This is a genomic window from Stenotrophomonas sp. LMG 10879 (genome assembly GCF_002750935.1).
Classification (GTDB): domain Bacteria; phylum Pseudomonadota; class Gammaproteobacteria; order Xanthomonadales; family Xanthomonadaceae; genus Stenotrophomonas; species Stenotrophomonas lactitubi_B.
Genome location: NZ_PEJT01000013.1, coordinates 13,983 through 37,213 on the forward strand (window position 1 = coordinate 13,983; position 23,231 = coordinate 37,213).

At 66.4% G+C, this 23,231-nt stretch carries 25 protein-coding genes; 11 read left to right on the forward strand and 14 right to left on the reverse strand.

The genetic code is table 11. The features are described 5' to 3' along the window. Positions 1-64: 64 nt before the first annotated feature. The 7 genes from CR919_RS17700 to CR919_RS17730 all read right to left on the reverse strand — a co-directional run bounded on the left by CR919_RS17700 (position 65) and on the right by CR919_RS17730 (position 9,085). The gene (locus CR919_RS17700) at positions 65-1,495 is read right to left on the reverse strand and encodes a replicative DNA helicase (protein WP_099821134.1); all 1,431 of its coding nucleotides are present in this window, start codon (positions 1,493-1,495) and stop codon (positions 65-67) included. 333 nt (positions 1,496-1,828) lie between these two features. Further along, positions 1,829-2,389 (reverse strand): NAD(P)H-dependent oxidoreductase, encoded by a 561-nt coding sequence (locus tag CR919_RS17705; RefSeq protein ID WP_099821135.1) that lies wholly within the window; start codon positions 2,387-2,389, stop codon positions 1,829-1,831. 66 nt (positions 2,390-2,455) lie between these two features. Further along, positions 2,456-4,399 (reverse strand): asparagine synthase (glutamine-hydrolyzing), encoded by a 1,944-nt coding sequence (asnB, locus tag CR919_RS17710; RefSeq protein WP_099821136.1) that lies wholly within the window; start codon positions 4,397-4,399, stop codon positions 2,456-2,458. A 3-nt stretch (positions 4,400-4,402) separates the two neighbouring features. After that, positions 4,403-6,682: a thiamine pyrophosphate-dependent enzyme gene (locus CR919_RS17715; protein ID WP_099821137.1), complete on the reverse strand. Its 2,280-nt coding sequence runs from the start codon at positions 6,680-6,682 to the stop codon at positions 4,403-4,405. A 90-nt stretch (positions 6,683-6,772) separates the two neighbouring features. Beyond that, complete coding sequence (locus tag CR919_RS17720) at positions 6,773-7,432, reverse strand: glutathione S-transferase family protein (RefSeq protein WP_099821138.1); 660 nt, start codon at positions 7,430-7,432, stop codon at positions 6,773-6,775. A gap of 163 nt (positions 7,433-7,595) precedes the next feature. After that, positions 7,596-8,144 carry a GNAT family N-acetyltransferase gene (locus CR919_RS17725; RefSeq protein WP_099821139.1) on the reverse strand — a complete coding sequence of 183 codons (549 nt, stop codon included), beginning with the start codon at positions 8,142-8,144 and terminating at the stop codon, positions 7,596-7,598. Positions 8,145-8,245: 101 nt separating this feature from the next. Further along, positions 8,246-9,085 carry a glycine zipper 2TM domain-containing protein gene (locus tag CR919_RS17730; RefSeq protein ID WP_099821140.1) on the reverse strand — a complete coding sequence of 280 codons (840 nt, stop codon included), beginning with the start codon at positions 9,083-9,085 and terminating at the stop codon, positions 8,246-8,248. Between the two features lie 163 nt (positions 9,086-9,248). On the opposite strand from CR919_RS17730, the gene CR919_RS17735 reads away from it, so the two are divergent. Further along, entirely contained in the window at positions 9,249-9,464 is a 216-nt protein-coding gene (locus CR919_RS17735; RefSeq protein WP_099821141.1) for a DUF6116 family protein, read from the forward strand. Next, complete coding sequence (locus CR919_RS17740) at positions 9,461-10,234, forward strand: TatD family hydrolase (protein WP_099821142.1); 774 nt, start codon at positions 9,461-9,463, stop codon at positions 10,232-10,234. Before CR919_RS17735 ends, CR919_RS17740 begins: the two co-directional genes overlap by 4 nt. Before the next feature lie 80 nt (positions 10,235-10,314). On the opposite strand, the gene CR919_RS17745 is transcribed toward CR919_RS17740, so the two are convergent. Further along, positions 10,315-11,142, reverse strand: coding sequence for a tRNA threonylcarbamoyladenosine dehydratase (locus tag CR919_RS17745; RefSeq protein WP_089236156.1), 828 nt, complete (start codon positions 11,140-11,142; stop codon positions 10,315-10,317). Positions 11,143-11,221: 79 nt separating this feature from the next. Between CR919_RS17745 and CR919_RS17750 the strand changes: the two genes are divergently transcribed. Together CR919_RS17750 and CR919_RS17755 are read left to right on the forward strand one after the other, a co-directional pair. Continuing rightward, positions 11,222-11,656: a cytochrome c gene (locus CR919_RS17750; protein ID WP_099821143.1), complete on the forward strand. Its 435-nt coding sequence runs from the start codon at positions 11,222-11,224 to the stop codon at positions 11,654-11,656. 130 nt (positions 11,657-11,786) lie between these two features. Beyond that, positions 11,787-12,284, forward strand: a complete 498-nt coding sequence (locus tag CR919_RS17755) for a glycine zipper 2TM domain-containing protein (RefSeq protein WP_099821144.1) — start codon at positions 11,787-11,789, stop codon at positions 12,282-12,284. Between the two features lie 87 nt (positions 12,285-12,371). On the opposite strand, the gene CR919_RS17760 is transcribed toward CR919_RS17755, so the two are convergent. Continuing rightward, complete coding sequence (locus CR919_RS17760) at positions 12,372-12,581, reverse strand: cold-shock protein (RefSeq protein WP_025876765.1); 210 nt, start codon at positions 12,579-12,581, stop codon at positions 12,372-12,374. Between the two features lie 237 nt (positions 12,582-12,818). On the opposite strand from CR919_RS17760, the gene CR919_RS17765 reads away from it, so the two are divergent. The 3 genes from CR919_RS17765 to arsC all read left to right on the forward strand — a co-directional run bounded on the left by CR919_RS17765 (position 12,819) and on the right by arsC (position 14,922). After that, a complete protein-coding gene (locus CR919_RS17765) occupies positions 12,819-13,304 on the forward strand; it encodes a DUF456 domain-containing protein (protein ID WP_099821145.1) in 486 nt (161 codons plus the stop codon). Positions 13,305-13,426: 122 nt separating this feature from the next. Next, complete coding sequence (locus CR919_RS17770; protein WP_099821146.1) at positions 13,427-14,581, forward strand: phospholipase A; 1,155 nt, start codon at positions 13,427-13,429, stop codon at positions 14,579-14,581. Continuing rightward, entirely contained in the window at positions 14,581-14,922 is a 342-nt protein-coding gene (gene arsC / locus CR919_RS17775) for an arsenate reductase (glutaredoxin) (RefSeq protein ID WP_099821147.1), read from the forward strand. The genes CR919_RS17770 and arsC overlap by 1 nt, the downstream gene beginning before the upstream one ends. A gap of 49 nt (positions 14,923-14,971) precedes the next feature. Here arsC and CR919_RS17780 read toward each other — a convergent pair whose 3' ends face one another. The 4 genes from CR919_RS17780 to CR919_RS17795 all read right to left on the reverse strand — a co-directional run bounded on the left by CR919_RS17780 (position 14,972) and on the right by CR919_RS17795 (position 18,063). Then, positions 14,972-15,607 (reverse strand): glutathione S-transferase family protein, encoded by a 636-nt coding sequence (locus CR919_RS17780; protein WP_099821148.1) that lies wholly within the window; start codon positions 15,605-15,607, stop codon positions 14,972-14,974. A gap of 53 nt (positions 15,608-15,660) precedes the next feature. Then, positions 15,661-16,005 carry a hypothetical protein gene (locus CR919_RS17785; protein ID WP_099821149.1) on the reverse strand — a complete coding sequence of 115 codons (345 nt, stop codon included), beginning with the start codon at positions 16,003-16,005 and terminating at the stop codon, positions 15,661-15,663. 14 nt (positions 16,006-16,019) lie between these two features. Continuing rightward, positions 16,020-16,436, reverse strand: coding sequence for a hypothetical protein (locus tag CR919_RS21115; RefSeq protein WP_133119638.1), 417 nt, complete (start codon positions 16,434-16,436; stop codon positions 16,020-16,022). A gap of 109 nt (positions 16,437-16,545) precedes the next feature. Beyond that, on the reverse strand, positions 16,546-18,063 hold the full coding sequence (locus tag CR919_RS17795) for a fumarate hydratase (RefSeq protein WP_099821151.1): 1,518 nt from the start codon (positions 18,061-18,063) through the stop codon (positions 16,546-16,548). 148 nt (positions 18,064-18,211) lie between these two features. Here CR919_RS17795 and CR919_RS17800 point away from each other — a divergent pair, with 148 nt between their 5' ends. The 4 genes from CR919_RS17800 to CR919_RS17815 all read left to right on the forward strand — a co-directional run bounded on the left by CR919_RS17800 (position 18,212) and on the right by CR919_RS17815 (position 22,564). Then, positions 18,212-19,108 (forward strand): RNA polymerase sigma-70 factor, encoded by an 897-nt coding sequence (locus CR919_RS17800; RefSeq protein WP_099821152.1) that lies wholly within the window; start codon positions 18,212-18,214, stop codon positions 19,106-19,108. A gap of 36 nt (positions 19,109-19,144) precedes the next feature. After that, positions 19,145-19,594, forward strand: a complete 450-nt coding sequence (locus CR919_RS17805) for a carboxymuconolactone decarboxylase family protein (protein ID WP_099821229.1) — start codon at positions 19,145-19,147, stop codon at positions 19,592-19,594. A gap of 239 nt (positions 19,595-19,833) precedes the next feature. After that, on the forward strand, positions 19,834-21,705 hold the full coding sequence (locus CR919_RS17810) for an ABC transporter ATP-binding protein (RefSeq protein WP_099821153.1): 1,872 nt from the start codon (positions 19,834-19,836) through the stop codon (positions 21,703-21,705). 79 nt (positions 21,706-21,784) lie between these two features. Further along, complete coding sequence (locus CR919_RS17815) at positions 21,785-22,564, forward strand: ferredoxin--NADP reductase (RefSeq protein ID WP_049466610.1); 780 nt, start codon at positions 21,785-21,787, stop codon at positions 22,562-22,564. 111 nt (positions 22,565-22,675) lie between these two features. Here the strand turns inward: CR919_RS17815 and CR919_RS17820 are convergent, their stop codons facing one another. Further along, entirely contained in the window at positions 22,676-23,155 is a 480-nt protein-coding gene (locus tag CR919_RS17820; protein ID WP_099821154.1) for a glutathione peroxidase, read from the reverse strand. Positions 23,156-23,231: the final 76 nt, after the last annotated feature.

Below are 23,231 nucleotides of genomic sequence, written 5' to 3' on the forward strand. Positions count from 1 at the left end.
TGCGTGCCCGAACGAAAAGAGCCGAGCGTGGGCTTGGCTCTACAGGGCGCGCCGGAATCATCCGCTATTCGAACGAACCGACCGAGTCGTGGGCCAGGTTGTCGAAACGGGTGTATTCGCCGAAGAACTTCAGCTTGCACGAGCCGGTGGGGCCACCACGGTGCTTGCCGATGATGATCTCGGCCAGGCCCTTGTCCGGCGAATTTTCCTTGTTGTAGTAATCGTCGCGGTAGATGAAGACGATCATGTCCGCATCCTGCTCGATTGCGCCCGATTCGCGAAGGTCGGCCATCACCGGGCGCTTGTCGGTACGTGTTTCCAGCGAGCGGTTGAGCTGGGACAGTGCGATGACCGGCACGTGCAGTTCCTTGGCCAGGCCCTTCAGCGAACGCGAGATCTCGGAGATTTCGGTCGCGCGGTTTTCGCTGTTGCCCGGCACGCTCATCAGCTGCAGGTAGTCGATCACGATCAGGCCCAGGTCGTGCTCGCGCTTGAGGCGGCGGCACTTGGAACGCAGGATCTCCGGCGACACGCCCGGCGTATCGTCGATGAAGATCTTGGTTTCCTTCAGCATCTTGATCGCACCGGTCACCCGGCTCCAGTCCTCGTCCTCCAGCTGGCCGGTACGCAGGCGCTGCGCGTTGATGCGGCCGTTGGAGGAGATCAGGCGCATCGCCAGCTGCGATGCGGACATTTCCATCGAGAACACCGCCACGCCCTTCTTCGACTTGATCGCCGCGTACTCGGCGATGTTCAGGGCGAAGGTGGTCTTGCCCATCGCAGGACGCGCGGCAAGGATGATCAGGTCGGTCGGCTGCAGGCCGGCGGTCATCGCATCGAAATCGGTGTAGCCGGTCGGCAGGCCGGTGATGTTGCCGCCATTCTCGAAGCGGTTGCGCAGCTCTTCGAACGCGTCCTTCAACGCACCGGGCATCGCCACGAAGTCGGTACGGCCACGCGCGCCCTGTTCGGCGATGGCGAACACGCTCTTTTCCGCAGCGGACAGCAGCTCGCTGCTGTCGCGGCCCTCGGGCTGGAAACCATCGTTGACGATGTCGGTGCCGACCTGGATCAGCTGCCGCAGCACCGCCTTGTCGCGCACGATCTCGGCATAGGCCACGATGTTGGCCGCCGACGGCGTGGTGCTGGCCAGTTCGATCAGATAGGCGCCATCGCCCACCAGCTCCATCTTGCCCTGCGATTCGAACCACTCGCCCAGGGTCACCGCATCGAACGGGCGCTCGCGCTCGGACAGCTCGCGGATCGCCCGGTAGATCATCTGGTGGTCGCGGCGGTAGAAGTCACCCTCGGTCAGCTGGTCGTTGACCCGGTCGTAGGCGTCCGGTGCCAGCATCAGGCCGCCCAGCACCGCCTGTTCGGCCTCCACCGAGTGCGGGGGCACGCGCAACTGGTCGATACGCGATTCATCGCGATCGCGATCGAAGCCATCGCCGCGCTCTCTGCGGTTGGAACGGAAGCCGGAACGGGCGGACATGCTGCGGTGTTTCCTGCAAAAGGGGCCAGACCAGTGTAGGCATGCGCCGACCCCGGCGGCCATGGACAAATCTGTGGATAAGCCGTGGAAGAACGGGGGATATCCGCCTGAGCCTGTCCAGACTGGCGCGGGGGCGTCGCATTGCCTGCGACGGGCGTCGTTGCGACGCCCGAGTGGATCATTATCGCAGATCAGTCAGCCCGGGTCGGAGTTCCTGCCTGCCCACTCAGCTCGAAGTGTGGTCAGAGCCCGTCGCTGCGCGCCGGGATCCGACCCCTGGCGTGGCTGGGGTCGGATCCCTCTGCGGCGCTGAGGGCTCCGACCCCGGAGGTCTCAATCGCCCTTGGCATGCACTGCGATCAGCGCCAGGAACCGGTCCACGTAGCCCTGCAGGAATTTCTGCGTGCCCTCATTGTGGATCGTGCCGTCGGCATCGATCAGGCCATCCTTGAAGTGGATGAACGCCTCGGGCTGGCCAAGCACGTGCATGTCCAGGAAGGCCAGGCTGTTGCGCAGGTGCTGCTGGGCCACCGCCGTGCCGATCTGGCCGATGGAGGCGCCGATCACCGCCGCTGGCTTGCCGGCGAAGGCACTGTCGCCGTAGGGGCGCGAGCCGATGTCGATCGCATTCTTCAGCACGCCCGGCACGGAACGGTTGTACTCGGGGGTAACGAACAGCACGGCGTCTGCGGCGCGTACCTGGTCTTTCAGGCGCGTGCCCTGCGCCGGGTAGCTGGCGTCGAAGTCCTGGTCATAGAGCGGCAGGTCGCCGATCTGCACGTACTGGAAGCGCGCCTTGTCGCCGGCCAGCTTCTCCAGCGCGTGGGCCAGCTTACGGTTGCACGACTCTTTGCGGAGGCTGCCGACGAAAACGGCAATGGTGGGGACGGACATCAGGACATACTCCTCACGGTGCGGGAGAGCCAGCCTAGCGGCCGCGCCCTTCCCCACCGGTGAAGATCAGCCGCGCTGGACGCCTGCGCGCACCTGCCGCCAATGGTCCTGCCAGGCCTGGAACATCAGCACGTTCCACAGGTGCGTGTGCCACTTGCGCTGGCCACCCAGGAACTGCTGCCACAGCGGCTGCACGGCCGCGGCCGACAACACCCCTTCACGTTCCAGCCGCGCCGGCTGCAGCAACTCGTCGGCCCAAGGCTTCAGATCACCTTTCAGCCAATCACTGACCGGCGCGCCGAAGCCACGCTTGGGCCGATGCACCATCGACTGCGGCACGTACCGCCCCAGCACGCGCTTGAGCAGCACCTTGCTGGTCGATTCACTGCGCTTGAAGCCCAGCGGCAACGACCACGCGAACTCGGCCACGCGCCAGTCCAGCAAGGGCGCGCGCGCCTCCAGGCTGACCGCCATCGAGGTGCGGTCGACCTTGCACAGCAGGTCGTCGGGCAGATAGCTGACGAAGTCGGCCAGCATCATCGCGTCGGCCGGCGTGCCGGCACCATGCAGCGGATCGGCCAGATCGTAGAAGCTGCCCGCCTCGCGTGCACCGATCACCGCCGCCGCCGGATCACGCCATCGCGAGATGCGGTTGCGATATACATCGCCGATACCACGTGCGCCGGTTTCGGCCAGCAACGCGGCCAACCCGCCGGTGCGCGATGCCTCGCCCTGCTGGTGCGCACGCGCGCCCATCCAGCGCCGCAGCGGCGCGGGCACCCGTCCCAGCATCTGCCAGTTGCGCAGCGCGCGTACATAGCGGGTGTAGCCGAAAAACAGTTCATCGCCACCATCACCGGACAACGCAACGGTCACACCCTGCCGGGCGAGGCGGGCGACCAGCGCGGTCGGCACCTGCGAGGCATCGGCAAAAGGTTCATCGAACATCGCTGGCAGCTGCGGCACCACTGCCAGCGCGTCAGCGCCGCTGACATACAGTTCGGTGTGATCGCAGCCCAGGTGGGTGGCCAGTTCCCTGGCCAACGGTGCCTCGTCGTGGTGGGAGCCGCTGAAGCCGATGCTGAAGCTGTGCACCGGCTGCCCGCTCTGCGCCTGCATCAGCGCTGCCACCAGTGACGAATCGGTGCCGCCGGACAGGAACACGCCCACCGGCACATCGGCCACCATGCGCAGCGCCACCGCATCGCGCAGCAGGCCATCCAGCTGCTCCTCGGCCTCCTCGATGCGGCCCTGGAACGGTGCGGCCAGTGCAGCCTGCATGCGCGCGCGCGCGTCCCAGTACGGACGCTGTGCCTGCTCTGGGCGATGTGCGCTGGCCCCTGCCGCCACCGCCGCCGCGTCCAGCCGCAGCACGCGGCCGGGCATCAGTTTGTAGCAGCGCTGGTGGATGCTGTGCGGTGCGGGGATGTAGTCCAGCCGCAGCAGCAGGGTCAGCGCATCGCGGTCGATATCGTTGTCGAAATCCGGGTGCTGCCACAGCGCCTTCAGCTCGGAACCGAACACCAGCGCATCACCGGCCCAGCCGTAGTACAGCGGCTTCTTGCCGACCCGGTCGCGGGCCAGCCACAGGCACTGTTCCTGGCGGTCCCACAGGGCGATGGCGAACATTCCGTTGGCGCGCTGCAGGGTGTCCTCGACGCCCCACTGCAGGATCGCGGCCAGCAGCACCTCGGTATCGGAATGGCCGCGGAAGGCATGGCCCAGCGGTTCCAGTTCGGCGCGCAGGGCGGCGAAGTTGTAGACCTCGCCGTTGTAGGCCATCACATAGCGGCCGTCGGCCGAGGCCATCGGCTGGTGGCCCAGCGGTGAAAGATCAAGGATGCTCAGGCGCCGGTGGGCCAGGGCGATGCCGGCGGCGGCATCGACCCAGGTACCGCCGTCATCCGGCCCGCGATGGTGCAGCGCCTGGCCCATGGCCAGCGCCTGCGCCTGCAGGACCTCGGCCGGCGTCTGTGCCGCCGGCAACAACATACCCGCCAATCCACACATGCATCAGGGTTCCTGCGCCAGGTCGAGGGCGGCGCCAATCACCGCATTGTCGCTTGGAAGCCCGAACATTGCTGCCCCCGCCAGCGGCGTATAGGTATCGGCACCGCAGACCCGGCGCACCGGCAGGTGGCCATGGCCGGCCTCGACCAGCGCGGTGATCACGCCCTCGCCGACGCCCCCGCTCTGCCGCCCCTCGTCCAGCACCAGCACCCGTTGCGCGGTGGCGGCCTGGGCGCCGATGAAGGCGGCATTCAACGGCACCAGCCAGCGCAGGTCGACCACCCGCACCTGCCAGCCCAGCTGCTGCTCGATTGCAGTCGCTGCGCGCAGCGCCATCGGCACCCCGTTGCCGTAGGTGAAGACCACCAGATCGCTGGCATCCGGCGCGTACACCCTGCCCTCGCCCAGCACCAATGCCTGCCCGGGTGCGGGGTAGTCGAACAACCACTGGCCATCGCCGGCCGCGTGCAGATCCTTGGTCATGTACAGGGCGATCGGTTCCAGGAACACCGCTACCCGGCCATCCACGCGGGCCAATGCCGCCAATGTACGCAGCATCATCACCGCATCATCGCCACGCGACGGGCAGCCCACCACCAGCCCCGGAATGTCACGCAGCGCCGTGATCGAATTGTCGTTGTGGAAATGGCCGCCGAACCCCTTCTGGTAGCCCAGCCCGGCCACCCGCACCAGCATCGGGTTGCGGAACTGGTCGTTGGAGAAGAACTGCAGCGAGCAGGCCTCGCCGCGCAGCTGGTCGATGGCGTTGTGCAGGTAGGCCAGGTACTGGATTTCCGGAATCGGCAACATGCCCATGTTGGCCAGACCCTGGGCCATGCCCAGGATCATGGTCTCGTCCAGCAGCGTGTTGAATACCCGGCGCGGGCCGAAACGCCGCAGCAGGTCGCGCGTCACCGTGTAGACGCCGCCCTTCTGCGCGACGTCCTCGCCAAACAGCAGCGCCTGCGGATACTTGCCCAGCAGTTCCTGCAGCCCGTGGTTGATCTGGATCGCCAGGTGCCGCGGCGGTTGCCGTTCGGGCAGCGCGTCGGCACCACCGTACAGCGCCTGCCGGGCCTCGATGGGTGCCACACGCTCGGCCTCGGCCTGTACCGCTGCCGGCGTATGGGGGGCCAACGGTGTAATCACCTCCTGCAGTGTCTGCAGCTTCGGACGCGTATCGGCATCAATGGCGGCGCCCATGCAGCGCGCGCGCAGGGTTTCATAGGCAGCCTCCACGCCTGCCGCATCCATCCAGCCCGATTCCAGTGCGATCTGCGCCGAGCGCAGCAGCGGGTCCTGCGCCTCGGCCGCGCACAGCTCGGCCAATGCGCGCCATTCCACTTCGAAGTCGGTACCGGCGTGGCCCATCAACCGCGTGGTGCGCAGGTGCAGGAAAGTGGGCCGACGCATGCGCCGGCAGTGTTCGACCGCCGCCTGCACCTGTGCGTGTCCGGCGGCCAGGTCCAGGCCATCGGCGAAGAAATAGTCCAGGCCCGGTTGCCGGCTGAAGCGCTCGGCGATCCAACCCTCGGGCGTCTTCACCGAAATGCCGAGGCCGTTGTCCTCGCACACGAACAGGATCGGCACCGGCAGCTTCTGATACGCCGACCACATCGCGGTATTGAACGCCGTCTGCGCGGTGGCATGGTTGGCCGAGGCATCGCCGAAGGAGCACATCACGATGCTGTCGGCGGGAATCGGCAGCGGCTGGCTCAGGCGCCTGCCACTTTCGATCGCCAGCGCGGTACCGAGCGCCTTGGGCAGGTGCGATGCGATGGTCGAGGTCTGCGGCAGCACCCACAGCGGCTTGCTGCCCCACACTTTGTGACGGCCGCCACTGGCCGGATCGTCGGCACTGGCGGCGAAAGACAGCGCGGCGTCGCGCACGGGGTCCATGCCTGGCACCAGCCGGGCCCGTTCGGCCATGAACGCGCCGGAACGATAATGCAGGAAGGCGGGATCAGTGTGGCGGCAGGCGCGCGCAAGCAGCGCGTTGCCCTCATGACCGGACGAGCCGATGGTGTAGAAGACCTTGTTCTGCACGCGCAGTACGCGCGCCATCAGGTCCAGCTGGCGGCTGAGCAGCTGCGATTCAAACAGTTCGCCGAACGCGGCGGCCGTCAGGGTGCTGCCCGGCAGGATCGGCGCATCCGGCGCCGGACGCGGTCGCGGCATGCCGCGCCAGGCGCGTACGGCCTCAAGGAAATTGACGTCACAGACTTCGGCACGGTTGAGGCCGCGCATGCGTGCGGGAATGGGATCTGGAACCACAGCGAACATCGAACACCCTCCGTGCCGTTGTTGCGAACCGTGGCGCCAGGCCTGCGCGACCCTTTGCAAGGGTCGAGCACGCCCGGCGCTGCAGGGGAATCAATCCGGTGCGTTGAACCGCGCGCGCACCTCGGCGGTCACCGCGGGCATGGGCACGAAGCGAGGCTGCGCGCGCACCCGCTGCAACCAGGCCCGCACCTGCGGGAATGCATCCAGCGCGATGCCACCGTCGGCAGCGACATCGGAATAGGCGAACAGGGCGATATCGGCGATACCGTAGTCATCGCCGGTGAACCACTGCGCCTGCCGCAGATGCTGCTCCATCACCGCCAGCGCGCCGGCAGCGCGCTCATGCAGTCGCGGCAGTTCAGCACGGCGTGGCGAGTCGGCCGGCGTCCAACCGCGGATGAAGCGTGCCACCGCCACGCAGGGCTCATGCGTGTACTGCTCGAAGAACATCCAGCTCAATGCCTGCGCACGCTGCCAACCGTCGGCCGGAAGATACGGCGTGCCCTCGGCCAGCCAGAACAGGATCGCATTGGATTCGGTCAGCACGCGGCCGTCGTCGCGCACGATCAACGGCACCTTGGCATTGGGGTTGAGAGCGAGAAATTCCGCGCTATGGGTCTGGCCGTGGGCACTGTCCACCTCCACCCAGCGGTAGCGGCTGCCCAGCTGTTCCAGCAGCAGGCGCACCTTGTGGCAGTTGCCCGAAACCGACATGCCATGCACCGTCAACGGAATGCGCTCTTCCACCATTGCTGCTCCAGGGAGGTCCCGGCCTGCAGCCGGCTGCCCGCAGTCTGGCAAGCAGCCAGGCGATTGCCAAGCGCGGGTGCAGCATGGCGGGCGATGCATCCTGTAGATGCCGAGCCGATGCTCGGCTGCTGCTCGACAAATGCAGCCGAGCATTGGCTCGGCTCTACAACGGCGAACGGCGCTGTTGCCACTGCTCGCGCGATTGCCCCCAGATTTCCAGCGGCTTGCCTTCATAGGGCGGTGGCAACTGCCCCATGCGCAGCAGCGTACTGCCGAGCTTGCGCGCAACCACTTTCGAGTTCTCGTTGTCTTCGGCGATGGTGTGGATCACCTCGTCCCAGCCCAGCGTATCGAACGCCCAATCGATGGCTGCGATCGCCGCCTCCGGTGCGTAGCCCTTGCCCCAGCTGGCACGGCGGATGCTCCAACCGACCTCGGTACCGGGCCAGTCCTGCGGCTGCCACGGTCCCATGCGACCGATCCATTCGCCGCTCGATTTCTCGATCACGCTGAACATCGAGAAGCCGAACAGCTGCCACGCCCCGGCCAGGCTGCAGAAGCCACGCCATGCCACCGAAGGTGACTGCACGCCGCCCAGCGTGCGCATCACCTCTTCATCGGCACAGAACGCCAGATAGGGTGCGTAGTCCTGCCGCTGTGGCGGGCGCAGGATCAGGCGTTCGGTTTCGATGCGCAGGTCGAAGATGCTCATAGGGCCATGGTAGATCCACGCCACCCGTGGATGCACCCCACCCATGCAAAAAAACAGGCCGGCAAACGCCGGCCTGTTCGATGCTGCGTCGTAGCTGGGGATTACTGGCGGTTGGCCGTCGAATCCGCAGCGGCGGCGGTCTGGGTGACCAGCTGCCCATCCACCACCGGCAGGCGATCGCTGGCCGGCTTGTTGTCCATGCGCACGGTCTTCTCGGTGCCGTCGTAGCGATAGGTCACGTTGTAGCCCTTGACCACATCGCTGGTACCCATGGCGATGCGGTTGCCCGGCTTGCTGCCCATGCGCATGGTGCCGGTGGTGCCGTCTTCATTGCGATAGGTGACGTTGTAGCCGGTGACACGGCTCGACTCGGAAGTCGCCGTTTCGGTGTGGCACTGGCGCTCGGTGCGGTTGACCACCCGGCCACCCACATGGCGCTTGTCGACCTGGTTGCCGATGAAGCCACCGGCCACGGCACCGGCGGCAGTTGCCGCCTTCTTGCCATTGCCGCCGCCCACCTGGTTGCCCAGCAGGCCACCGACCACGGCACCAACCACGGTGCCGCCGACGTTGCCATCACGCTCGGGCAGGCGCTCCTGCACCACCACGTCCTGACAGACCTCATGCGGGGTCTGGGTGGTGGACGTCTCGCGTACCGGATCGGTGCCGATCACGGTGGCATAGGCCTTCTGCTTCTCGGTGATCGGATCGACCTTCAGCACATCGGCGTATTCCAGGCCACGCGGCGCACTGGCATCCACTGCGTCGCCACGTGCGCCGTCGTCGGTGGCATTGCCATCGACCAGGCGCGATTCACTCGGGTTTCCGGCGCTGAGCTGCTCAGGCGACTTGTCGCCACTCTTCATGAAGGCGGCGGTTGCGATACCACCGACCAGCAGCGCGCCCGCTGCGACCAGGACAGTTGTAGTTGTGCTTTTCATGACCTGCTCCTTGCGGACCGTCCGCAACGTTCTCAGGCCAGATTGCAGCATGCGGTGCCTGAACGGAATCTCCACATTTCCTGCTCACCGCCGTAACCCATTCAGCATCGGGAAATGCTGGGCCCGTGGTAGCGTTTGCACATTCCCCCAGGAGGACCCTGTCATGGCCAACCCGATGCTGCTGCCGGTCCTGCAATGGGCGCGCCGGCTGCGCTACCCCGCCCTGTTCAAGCTGACCGCCGGTCTGTTCGCGCTGACCCTGCTCATTCCCGACCCGATTCCGTTCGTCGACGAACTGATGCTGGGCCTGGGCACCCTGCTGCTGGCCAACTGGAAGAGCCGCAGCGCAGCCACGCCACCGCCGCTGGAGCAGCGTTGAACCTGCTGGTCGACAGCCACTGCCATCTGGATGCCAGCGAATTCGACGGCGACCGCGAGGCGGTCATCTACCGCGCACGCGCTGCCGGCGTGCAGTGGCAGGTGGTGCCGGCCGTCACTGCGGCCAGCTGGCCAAAGCTGCGCGCGGTCTGCCAGCGGGCGACGGGGCTCTACCCCGCCTATGGCCTGCACCCGATGTTCCTGGACCAGCACCGGCCTGAACACCTGCCGCAACTGCGTGAATGGATCGACCGGGAGCGACCCTGCGCGATCGGCGAATGCGGACTGGATTTCTTCGTCGAGGGCCTGGACGCCGAGGCCCAGCAGGACTATTTCCTCGGCCAGCTGAAGCTGGCACGCGAGTTCGATCTGCCGGTGATCGTGCATGCCCGCCGTGCAGTGGATGCGGTGATCGCCGCGATCCGCCGCATCGGTGGCCTGCGCGGGGTGGTGCACAGCTTTTCCGGCAGCCCGGAACAGGCCGCACAGCTGCACAAACTGGGATTCCTGCTCGGCCTGGGCGGACCACTGACCTACGAGCGCGCGCAGCGCCTGCAGCGGCTTGTCCGCGAGATGCCACTGCAGCAGTTGCTGCTGGAGACCGATGCACCGGACCAGCCCGACGCAGGTATCCGTGGCCAGCGCAACGAGCCGGCGCGGCTGGCGGTCATCGCCCGCCACATCGCCGCGCTGCGCGGAATGGACATGGAAGACGTGGCGCGGGCCACCACGGACAACGCGCGGCGGCTGTTCAGCCTGCCGGCACCGTAACGGTAGTGCCGGCCGCTGGCCGGGCCCCCCCGGACCGTTTGAATCAGCGCAGATACCGGCCAGCGGCCGGCACTACCCGATCACACCCCGGCCTCTGCCTCAACCGCTTCGGCTTTCACCTTCTTCGGCTCCAGCAGCATTTCCAGCGCCTTGCCCACCGCGGCAAATGCGAACGCGCCGGTGATGTGCGTGGCTGCGCCCAGGCCGGCGCCGCAATCCAGCTTCAGGGCCGCATCCGCGCCCAGGTTCGGACGCAGGCCACAGACGCTGCCGTCGGCCTGCGGATACTTCACGTTCTCCAGCGAATATACCGCCGGCACGCCGAAATAGCGCTTGGCATTCTTCGGGAAGTTGAATTCGCTGCGCAGCTTCTTGCGGATCAGCGCCAGCATCGCGTCATGCTCGGTGCGCGAGACATCGCGGATGCGCACCAACGTCGGATCGGTACGGCCGCCGGCCGCGCCGACGGTCAGCAACGGTAGCTTGCGGCGGCGGCACCAGGCGATGGTTTCCACCTTCACCCGGAAGCTGTCACAGGCATCGATCACCAGGTCGAAACCGCGGTCCAGCAGTTCGGCCATGTTGGCCGGGGTCAGGAATGCCTGCACGGCGTCGACCTCGATCTGCGGATTGATCGCCCGGCAGCGCTCGGCCATCGCCTCGGCCTTGTTGCGCCCGTAATTGCCCTCCAGCGCCGGCAGCTGCCGGTTGGTGTTGGATACGCAGATGTCATCGGCATCGATCAGGGCCAGATGGCCAACCGCGGAGCGCGCCAGCGCCTCCACCACCCACGAGCCGACACCGCCCATGCCGACCACGGCGACACGGCTGCCCTGCAGGCGCTCGAGCGCGCCGACGCCATACAGCCGTTCGATGCCGGCGAAGCGTTGTTTGACCTGTTCGTTCATCGGGCTATTTTAGCCTGCAGATGCCCTGACGACTGCTCGCCGACACCGAACCCACCGTTGCACGCCCGGAGCGCCCGCCATGAGTGCCAGCCCACCCCGCCGCCCATCCGCCGCCTACCGCTATCTGTTCGTACTCGGCCTGGGCCTGCTGATCGGCCTGATTGCCACGGTGATGGTCGGCCGTGCCCTGCAGGCGCGCCGCGATCCATTCCCGGACAGCCTGATGCAGGTGATGCAGCGACAGGCGGATCTGCTGCAGCAGGCGCAGCAGCAGAACCGCTGCAGCCTGGCCGACAGCGTCCCGCGCCTGCAGGTGCTGCGCCTGCTGTCCAACGACCTGGACCTGGCCTTTCCCGGGCTGAAGGACAGCCGGCAGTTCCAGCAGCACGCCAGCCAGTACCGGGCCGATCTCAATGCGGCATTGGCCAGCCCTCCCACCGACTGCACCGCGTTGGCGCAGCAGCTGCAGGCACTGCAGAACGATTGCCAGGCTTGTCACCAGGATTTCCGCTGATTCATCTTCGAGAGGGCGAAGGCCAGTGTGGTTGGCGCCTTGTTCACGTTGGAAAGAGGAGGATTCGGTCACCCTGCTGCATGACGCAGTACCACCCAACGCACCCGCCTTCACGGCCAGGAGACGCCCCATGAAGATCCAGCTCATCGCCGCCAGTGTCATCGCAACCCTCGCCCTGGCCGGCTGTGCCACCTCGCCGGGCTATGGCGGTGGTGGTTACAACAACAGCGGCTACAACAACGGCGGCTACGGCAACAACTCCGGTTACAACCAGGGCCGCTGCGCCGACTGCGGCATCGTCACCCGCATCAATGCCGTGCAGTCTGGCCGTACCGCGCCTTCCGCCACCGGCGCGATCCTCGGCGGCATCGTCGGCGCGGTTGCCGGCCATGAGATCTCCGACCACACCGGCGGCAGCCGTGGCAACAAGAACATCGCCGCCGCCGCCGGCGCCGTGGGTGGCGCACTGGCGGGCAACCAGATCCAGAAGAACGTCACCAGCGATACCTATGACATCAGCGTGCGCATGGATGACGGCCGCACCATCGTGGTCAACCAGCGCGACCTCGGCGGCATCCGCGAAAACACCTATGTCCGCGTGGTCAACGGCAAGGTCATCCTGCGCTGAACCGCAGCGGGCCCCGGCCGATCAGAACCGGAGCAACAAAAAAGGCCCGCTTGCGCGGGCCTTTTTCATGCCGGCAAGCGGCAGGAATTACGCCGGCTGGACCTTGTCAGCCTGCAGGCCCTTCTGGCCCTGCACCACTTCAAAGCTCACAGCCTGGCCTTCCTTGAGGCTCTTGAAGCCCTGGGTCTCGATGGCGCGGAAGTGCACGAACACGTCCTCGCCATTCTGCCGGCTGATGAAGCCGAAGCCCTTGGCATCATTGAACCACTTCACGGTACCGTTCTCGCGATCAGCCATCTCACTAACTCCCTTTGACTCTCTACTTGTTGTTGGATACGCCTGTTGGGCGGCTGACAAGCAAGGGGGAAGCGAGGTGCATCGATGCAGCGGATCGGAACGATCTTGCTTCATCAGGCCACGATCCACGGTGACCTTGCCAAGCTCAGCGACTGCAACTTAACCCGACCAAAACGAAAAAGCAACTGGTAAAAACCTTTCACTGTCAACCCCAAAAAGCCAACCATACTGGACAGCATGGACCTCTCATTCATCTTGTATCTGCTAGCGGTCATTTTTGTCCTGATCGGCATCGCAGGCATCGTCCTGCCAGCCCTGCCGGGCATCCCGCTGGTGTTCGTCGGACTGGTGCTGGCTGCGTGGGCAGATGGCTTCGTCCATGTCGGCTGGCCCACCCTGCTGATCCTTGGCGTACTGACCGCGCTGTCGCTGCTGGTCGACGTGCTGGCGACCGTAGTCGGTGCCAAGCGCGTGGGCGCCAGCCGCAAAGCGCTCTGGGGCACGTTCATCGGCAGCATCGTCGGCCTGTTCTTCATGCCGATCGGCCTGTTCGCCGGGCCCCTGCTCGGCGCGCTGCTGGGCGAGTACTGGCATACCCGCGAGCTCGGCCGCTCGACCAAGGTCGGGCTGGCCACGTGGCTTGGCATCCTGCTTGGCCTGGCATTGAAGCTGGCGCTGGTGATCGCGATGCTGGGCCTGTTCGCCTTCGCCTGGTTCCTGTGAGGCAGGCGGCCTTCACGCAGCGCGCACGCATACGCCGGGCATAAACCCGTGGGGCTGGCCGTTACCGGATGCAGCCGCCACACTGTCCCTCTTTCCGCATTCATTCCGAAGGGCCTGCTGCAATGACCCTCTCTCCGTTGTTCACCCGCCTTGCACCGCTGGCGCTGGCCCTCGCAAGCGCGCCACTGGCCGCCCAGGAATTCGCGCCCAGTGCCGAGGCCTCGCCGGCCGCCTGCGCGGCCATCACCACCGATGCCGCACGCCTGGCCTGCTACGACCGCCAGTTCGGGCGCACGCCGCAGGCCACCGCCGAAGCTGATGCGGCCGCCGAAGCCGCCGCACAGGCACGCCGCGAGCAGCGCAACACCACGCGGGTAAGCCAAGGCGAGGAAAAACTGCGCGAACGCGTCGGCGATCTGTTCCGTTCCGAAGCCCCCGACAGCGCCCTTGCCAATGCCGGCCGCGGTTCGTTGCTGGACAGCCGCTGGGAACTGGCCGAGGACTCCAAGCTGGGCCCGTTCCAGCTGCGTGCGTACAAGCCCGTGTACCTGCTGCCGGCCTTCTGGACCAGCGACCGCAACACCATGCCGCACTCGCCGAACCCGGCCAACAGCGTGACCACCCCGCAGGTGCTGGACAGCGCCGAGCTGAAGTTCCAGATCAGCTTCAAGACCAAGATCGTCGAGAACCTGTTCGGCGACAACGGCGACATCTGGGCAGGCTACACCCAGAGTTCGCGCTGGCAGGCCTACAACGGCGAGGACTCGCGCCCGTTCCGCGAGACCAACTACGAGCCGGAAGTGATGATGGTGTTCCGCAACGGCTACTCGATCGGTGGCTGGCGTGGGCGGATGACCGGCATCAGCCTCAACCACCAGTCCAACGGCCGTGCCGATCCGCTGTCGCGCAGCTGGAACCGGGTGATGCTCAATGTCGGCCTGGACCGCGAGAACTGGGCACTGGTGCTGCGTCCCTGGTACCGCATTCCCGAGACCCGCAGCGACGACAACAACCCGGACATCGAGGACTACATGGGCCGCGGCGACGCGACCCTGACCTGGAACCACAAGGGTCACGAGGTCTCGTTGATGGCGCGTCATTCGCTGCGCACCGGTGACCGCTCGCACGGCGCCCTGCAGCTGGACTACGGCTTCCCGATCAGCAACCTGCTGCGCGGTCATGTGCAGATCTTCGACGGCTATGGCGAGAGCCTGATCGACTACAACCACAAGGCAACCTATGTCGGCGTGGGCGTGTCCCTGCTGGAGTGGTTCTGATGGAGGTGACGATCTGGCACAACCCCGCGTGCAGCAACTCGCGCGGGGCGCTCAAGCTGATCCGCGACGCGGGTGTCGAACCGGTGGTGATCGAGTATCTGGGCAGCCCGCCCGACGTGGCCACGCTGCGCCAGGTGCTGGCCGAATCCGGCCTGGCAGCGACCGAACTGGTGCGCAGCAAGGAACCCGAGTTCGCCGCACTGGGCCTGCAGGGAAGCGACGACGATGCCCTGCTGGCCGCGATGGCCACCCACCCACGGCTGATCAATCGCCCGGTGGTACGCAGCGCCAAGGGCACCCGCCTGTGCCGGCCACCGGAAACGGTGCTGGAAATCCTGTAACCCGCCCCGCTTTGGTAGAGCCGAGCATGGCTCGGCTCTACAGAACGGGTTACCGCCAGTCGGTGATGCCTTCGCGGCGATAGACCTCGGCGAACGCCGGGCGCGCCTTCAGGCGGTCCGCATACGCCTTCAACACCGGCCAGTGGTCGCTGGGCGTGGGCATGTTGCGCGACCAGCGCATCAACATCACCAGCATGAAATCGACAACGCTCGGCGCATCGCCAAGCAGGTAGGGGCCGCCGCTCTGCAGGTGCGTGGCAACGTGCTGCCACGCCGCTTCCAGCTGCTGCCGCGCCATCGCACGCACGCCGTCGATGCACTCGCCACCCGCCGCTTCATGCGCGTAGAACCAGGCGCGGTACGCCGGCTGCACGGTGTTGGCACACCAGAACATCCAACGATAGGCCTCACCGCGTGCGGGCGCGCCGACGGCAGGCAACAACCCTGCCTGCGGGTGACGATCTGCCAGATACAGCGCAATCGCGGCCGCCTCGGTCAGTACCTGGCCGTCGATCAACAGAGTCGGCACTCTGCCTGCCGGATTGAGCGCCAGATAGTCAGCTGATTTGTGCTCGCGCGTGTCGAAATCGAGCAGCACCAGTTCGTGCTCGATGCCCAGCTCGATCAGCAGCCAGTGCACCACCAGCGAGGCGGTGCTGGTGGAACCATACAAGGTGGTGCGCATATGACCGGTCCTGTGCGGGGAACGGATGATTATGCGCGCTGTCGCCGGCGTGGTCAGCCGCAGCTGCTCATGCAGGTATCACGACGCTCACCGCAGCCCATCATCGGCGCCCGCAGCGTGCAGTCGTGCGCCTTCAATTCGCAGGAACGACGCAGTTCCGGATGCTCGATGTCCTTGCAGCGTTTGTCCGGCGTCGGCGCCACCTGCTGCTCGCAGCTGGACTGGCGGCTGCCGATCCCCGCGCCTTCGGCCATGCAGCTGCGGTAGCTGGCCTGGCATTGCATCTGGCACTGGGCACCGGCGCTGAAGCCACCCCCACCGTCATACGACGAGGACGATGTACTGCATCCGGCAAGAGCCAGCAGAGTGACAAACGGAAGACTGCGCAACAGGTTCACAGGACACTCCTTGTTCAATAGACCGGAAGACTGCCGGAAGAACGGATTTCGCTCACCGATCCGCCGCAGTCGAGTACACACTGGGCCCGGGTCGCATCGCAGGCGCGCGTGTTGGCTGCGGTCGCGCAGTATGCGCCGGCGCCACGTGCGCCCTCGCAGCGATGCCGCATCTTCTCGTCAGCGATATCGCTGCACGTATCGATCACGCGCGCTTTGTCCGCCTGACAGCTCTGCTGCGCCGTTTCGGCCATCGAACGCGCCTGACCCGCACATTGCAGATGCCGCTGTGCACACCCCGCCGCACACACGCGGCCGGCCTCACTGGTGGGTTGCGCCACGTAATACTGCGGCGTGCAGCCTGCCATCAACGCAATGGCGACTGCAGCGAAAACGATCCGTATTGCTTGACGCACAAGCGGCTTCCCTTCCATGGCAACGCGCTCACCCTAGCAAAGCCGCGCGAGTGCAAACGTTAAACGACGAACGGCGCCACCAGGGCGCCGTTCTACAATCGGACAGGCATGGACGACGCCGCGCCGATCACTCCACCACGACAGGAATCTTGCCGATGCGGGCCTGCCATTCGCGCGGGCCGGTCTTGTGCACCGATTCGCCGGTGGAATCGACAGCCACGGTCACCGGCATGTCTTCCACGGTGAACTCGTAGATCGCTTCCATGCCCAGATCGGCGAAGCCGACGACCTTGGCCGCCTTGATCGCCTTGGACACCAGGTAGGCCGAACCACCGACGGCCATCAGGTAGGCCGACTTGTGCTTCTTGATCGCTTCGATCGCGGCCGGGCCGCGCTCGGCCTTGCCGACCATGCCCAGCAGGCCGGTTTCGCTCAGCACCTGTTCGGTGAACTTGTCCATGCGGGTGGCGGTGGTCGGACCGGCCGGGCCCACCACTTCATCGCGCACCGGATCGACCGGACCGACGTAGTAGATGAAGCGACCCTTGAGATCGACCGGCAGCTGCTCGCCCTTGTTGAGCATGTCGACCATGCGCTTGTGCGCGGCGTCGCGGCCGGTCAGCAGCTTGCCGTTGAGCAGCAGGGTCTGGCCCGGCTTCCAGCTGGCCACGTCTTCCGGCGTGATCGTGTCCAGGTCCACGCGGGTGCCCTTGGAGGCGTCGTACGTCAGCTTCGGCCAGTCTTCCAGCGACGGCGGGTCCAGCATCACCGGGCCGCTGCCGTCCAGGGTGAAGTGCGCGTGGCGGGTGGCGGCGCAGTTCGGGATCATCGCCACCGGCAGGTTGGCCGCGTGGGTCGGGTAGTCGTTGATCTTGATGTCGAGCACCGTGGTCAGGCCACCCAGGCCCTGCGCACCAATGCCCAGCGCGTTGACCTTCTCGTACAGCTCCAGGCGCAGCTCTTCAATGCGGTTGGACGCACCGCGGGCCTGCAGTTCGGTGATGTCGATCGGCTCCATCAGCGCTTCCTTGGCCAGCAGCATCGCCTTTTCGGCGGTGCCACCGATGCCGATGCCGAGCATGCCCGGCGGGCACCAGCCTGCGCCCATGGTCGGCACGGTCTTCAGCACCCAGTCGACGATCGAGTCGGACGGGTTGAGCATGGCGAACTTGGTCTTGGCTTCCGAACCACCGCCCTTGGCGGCGACGATCACTTCGACGGTGTTGCCCGGCACCACCTTGACGTTGACCACACCCGGGGTGTTGTCCTTGGTGTTGATGCGCTTGCCGGCCGGATCGGCCAGCACCGAGGCGCGCAGCTTGTTGTCCGGGTACAGGTAGGCGCGACGGATGCCCTCGTTGGCCATGTCTTCCACGCCCATGGTGGCGTCATCCCAGCGCACGTCCATGCCGATTTCCAGGAACACGGTGACGATGCCGGTGTCCTGGCAGATCGGCCGGTGGCCTTCGGCGCACATCCGCGAGTTGATCAGGATCTGCGCGATCGCCTCCTTCGCTGCCGGCGACTCCTCGCGCTCGTAGGCGGCGGCAAGGTTCTTGATGTAGTCGACCGGGTGGTAGTACGAGATGTACTGCAGCGCGTCGGCGACGGACTGGATGAGGTCTTCCTGCTTGATCGATGTCACGGATTGCTCGCTTGCTGAAGGCTGGCGGGGGTAATCCGCCCATTTTACCCCCTCCCTCGGCCGCGGGGTGGCAGCGCTGGCCGCAGGCCGGCAAGATCTGAGCCCTGCCCTCTGTCACGCCCGCGCCTGCCCCGGCGTCCTTGCCCACATGAACGCCGAAACCGCCTTCCATACCCACCGCCCGCGCCTGATGGCGCTGGCCTACCGCCTGCTGGGCAGCCGCACCGACGCCGAAGACGTGGTGCAGGACGCCTGGCTGCGCTGGTCCGGCGCCGATACGGCGGCCATCGTCGACCCGGAAGCCTGGCTGGTCACCACCACCACCCGCCTGGGCCTGGACCGGCTGCGCGCGGCCAAGCGTGAGCGCGCGCACTACGTGGGCCCGTGGCTGGCCGAACCGTTGGCGATCACCCTCGAACCTGATCCGGCGCCCGGCCCGGCCCAGCGGCACGCGCTGGCCGATGATGTATCGGTGGCCTTTCTGACCCTGCTTGAACAGCTCGGCCCGGAGGAGCGCGCCGCCTTCCTGCTGAAGGAAGCCTTCGACCACGACTACCGCGAGATTGCCGATCTGATCGGCCACAGCGAGGCCAACTGCCGGCAGCTGGTGCACCGTGCCCGGCAGCGCCTGCAGGCGGGGCGGCCACGCTTCAACGCCGACGCCAGCCAGCACCGGCAACTGCTGGCGCGTTTCATGGACGCCTCCCAGCGCGGCGACAGCGAGGCGATCCAGGCGCTGCTGCATGCCAACGCGCTGCTGGTCTCCGATGGCGGTGGCGTGGTTACTGCGGCGGTGCGTCCGCTGCTGGGCGCCGAGCGCATCGGCCGTCTGTTCTGGGCCATCGCCCGCCGCGGCGCAGCGCATCCGGCGCAGCTCGGCTACGTCAACGGCGAACCGGCGATCCTGCGTTTCCATGGCGACCGCCTGCATTCGGTGACCACCATCGAAGTGGTCGATGGCCGCATCGCCAATGTGTACAGCGTGCTCAATCCGGAAAAGCTGCCTGCGGTTGTCACGCGCGCCGACACTCCGGCGTCCTTGTAACGAAAGGCGGCCATCCTGGTCGCCGTGGAGCTGAAGATGTCCAACCCTGCCTCTCCCCGCGTTCCTTACACCCGCCTCGCCGCCGAAGCGTTCAAGGGCCTGCTGGCCACCAGCAAGGCGGTGCACGACAGTTCGGTCGATCCGACCCTGATGGAACTGGTGTTCCTGCGCGTCTCGCAGCTCAACGGCTGCGGCTACTGCATGGACATGCATGCCACCACGCTGCGCAAGGGCGGCATCGAGCCGCGCAAGCTGGATACGTTGCCGGCCTGGCACGAAAGCCGCTTCTTCGACGAACGCGAACGCGCGGCGCTGGGCTGGGCCGAGGCGCTGACCCGGTTGACCGATGGTGCGCCGTCGCAGGCGGCGTTCGATGCGCTGGCGCCGCACTTCGATGAGAAGGGCATCAGCGACCTGAGCATGGGCATTGCGGTGATCAATGCCTGGAACCGGCTGGGCGCTGGGCTGCTGCCGCCGTTGCCGTAAGGGGGTTGCCGTCCGGGTCAGGTTCCTGCAGCTGTCGGTAGGTGTCGACCTTGGTCGACACAGTAGATCCACGCCATGCGTGGATGTGGATGGGGCGGCCCCCTTCGCACTGCGAAGGGCTCTGACCCGATGTGACTCGCTGGGGTCGGATCCCTTTGCGCAGCAAAGGGATCCGACCCCGCGCTGCCACACGGCTGCACTGACCCCATCTGCACGCATCAGGCGCGCACAATGGCGGCATGCCTGCTTCCCCCATTGCCGGCGCTGCCGGCGCCAAGAAACCCAGCCTGCGTCAACGCTTCAAGGCGATGCGCAACCTGCCGCCGTTCCTGCGCCAGGTGTGGCAGACCAGCCGCGCCCTGACCATCGCCAGCCTTGGCCTGCGCCTGATCCGTGCGCTGCTGCCGGTGGCGATGCTGTACGTCGGCAAGCTGATCATCGATACCGCGCTGCACCTCAGCCAGCACGATGCCGGCTTCCCACCGCTGGGAGAGGCCCTGTCCAGTGGGCTGCTCAATCCGCTGCTCGGCCTGCTGGCGCTGGAACTGGGCCTGGCGATCGCCTCGGACCTGCTCGGTCGGCTGGTCAGCTACGCCGATGCGCTGTTGTCGGAGCTGTTCGCCAACGCCACCAGCGTGCGCCTGATGGAACATGCGGCGACCCTGGACCTGGAGGACTTCGAGGACCCGGACCTGCAGGACAAGCTGGACCGTGCGCGGCGCCAGACCATGGGCCGGATGAACCTGATGAGCCAGCTGTTCGGCCAGGTGCAGGATGCGATCACCGTCGCCAGCCTGGCCGTCGGCCTGCTGGTCTACGCGCCGTGGCTGATCCTGCTGCTGGCGCTGGCGCTGGTGCCGGCCTTCATCGGCGAATCGCACTTCAATGCCGCCGGTTACAGCCTCAATTTCCTGTGGACGCCGGAACGCCGCCAGCTGGACTACCTGCGCCAGCTCGGCGCCAGCGTGGAAACGGCCAAGGAAGTAAAGATCTTCAACCTGCACCGGTTCCTGGTCGACCGTTACCGCAGCTTGTCGGCGGCGCTGTTCCTGGCCAACCGCGCGCTCGCCCGGCGGCGTGCGTTCTGGGGGACGCTGCTGGCCGCGCTGGGCACGCTGGGCTATTACACCGCGTATGCCTATATCGCCTGGCGCACGGTGCGCGGCGATTTTTCGATCGGTGACCTGACCTTCCTCGCCGGCAGCTTCCTGCGCCTGCGCCAGTTGCTGGAAGGCCTGCTGATCGGCTTCTCGCAGGTGGCCAGCCAGGCGTTGTATCTGGACGATCTTTATTCGTTCTTCCAGATCGAACCGGAAATCCACTCGCGCAAGGACGCGGTGCGCGTGCCGCAGCCGATCCGCGAAGGCTTCGTGTTCGAAGACGTGGGCTTCCGTTATCCCGATGCCGAGCAATGGGCCGTGCGTCACCTCGATTTCCAGCTGCACGCGGGCGAAGTGCTGGCACTGGTCGGTGAGAACGGTGCGGGCAAGACCACCCTGGTCAAGCTGCTGGCACGCCTGTACGAACCGGACGAAGGTCGCATCCTGCTGGATGGCCGCGACCTGCGCGACTACGACCTGGACGACCTGCGCGCCAACCTCGGCGTGATCTTCCAGGACTTCGTGCGTTACAACCTCAGTGCCGGCGAGAACATCGGTGTCGGCCAGGTCGAAGCGATGGACGACCGTGCGCGGATCACCGATGCCGCCCGCCGCGGCATGGCCGAGGAAGTGATCGCTGCCCTGCCCGGCGGCTACGACCAGCAGATCGGCCGCCGCTTCAAGCAGGGCGTGGACCTGTCCGGGGGCCAGTGGCAGAAAATCGCCATCGCTCGCGCGTGGATGCGCGATGCACAGGTGATGATCCTGGATGAGCCCACCGCGGCGCTGGATGCCCGCGCCGAGTTCGAGGTGTTCCAGCGGTTCAGGGAGTTGGCGGATAATCGCACCGCAGTGCTGATTTCCCACCGCTTCTCCTCCGTGCGCATGGCCGACCGCATCCTGGTACTGGCCGATGGCCGGATCGAGGCCAGCGGCACCCACCAGGAGCTGATGGCACAGGGCGGCCGCTATGCCGAGCTGTTCGAACTGCAGGCGGCAGGTTACCGCTGAGAACGCCTCTCGTTCCGCCTAATGAGAACCTGTCTCATTTGAGATAGAATTGTCCCGACGACTTCCGATAGATACGCCCATGTCCTCCGCTTTCGGCGCCGAAACGGTGCTTGAGGTCCGCCACTGGACCGACGCCTACTTCAGCTTCACCCTCACCCGTGACAGCGGTTTCCGCTTCGAGAACGGCCAGTTCGTGATGATCGGCCTGGAGACCGATGCGCGGCCGCTGCTGCGCGCGTACTCCATCGCCAGCGCGAACTGGGAAGAACAGCTGGAGTTCTTCAGCATCAAGGTGCAGGACGGCCCGCTGACCTCGCGCCTGCAGCACATCAAGCCCGGCGACAAGGTCCTGGTCGGCAAGAAGCCCACCGGCACCCTGCTGATCAGCGACCTGCACCCCGGCAAGCACCTGTATCTGCTGGGCACCGGCACCGGCCTGGCGCCGTGGCTGTCGGTGATCAAGGACCCGGAGACCTACGAGCGCTTCGACAAGGTGATCCTGTGCCACGGCGTGCGCTACGAAAAGGACCTGGCCTATCGCGATTATTTCGAGAAGGAACTGCGCGAGCATGAGTTCCTCGGCGAAATGGTCGGCGACAAGCTGCTGTATTACCCGGCGGTGACCCGCGAACCGTTCCCGAACCAGGGCCGCCTGACCTCGCTGATGGAAAGCGGCGAGATGCAGCGCACCCTCGGCCTGCCCGAGCTGAGCCCGGAAAACGACCGCGCGATGATCTGCGGCAGCCCGCAGATGCTGGCCGACCTGCGCACCGTGCTGGACAGCCGCGGCTTCCAGACCTCGCCGCGCATCGGTACGCCCGGCCACTACGTGTTCGAGCGCGCGTTCGTCGAGAAATAAGCCGGGCTGTTGTAGAGCCGAGCCCACGCTCGGCTGCTCTGCCGGCCGACCATGGCTTGCACGCACGCTGCGCGCGCAAGCCGAGCCTGGGCTCGGCTCTACAGAGAGCGGCTACAGCAGCGCTTCGATGCCGCCGCGCAGCTGCTCCGGCTTGGTGGTCGGTGCATAGCGATCCACCACCTGCCCCTTGCGATCAACCAGGAACTTGCTGAAGTTCCACTTGATGCGGGCGATGCCCAGCAATCCGCGCTTTTCGTGCGACAGCCATGCCCACAGCGGGTCGGCCCCCTCGCCGTTGACCTCGATCTTCTGCGACAGCGGGAAGCTGACCGGATAATCGATCGAACAGAACTGGCGGATCTGCGCGGCATCGCCCGGCTCCTGCGCGCCGAACTGGTTGCAGGGAAAGCCGATCACCACCAGGCCGCGATCACGATAGTCCTGCCACAGCTGTTCCAGCCCGGTGTACTGCGGGGTGAAGCCACAGCGGCTGGCCACGTTGACCAGCAGCAGCGGACGGCCCTGGTACTGCGCCAGCGCCTGCGGCTGGCCGTCGAGGTCGCGGAAGCTGAAATCGTAGGCGGTGGTCATGGCAACGGGCCTGGGGGGCGGTGTTCTCCATGGTACCCGGGCAGCCATCCATGGGGGGCGCTACTGCGGGGCGGCG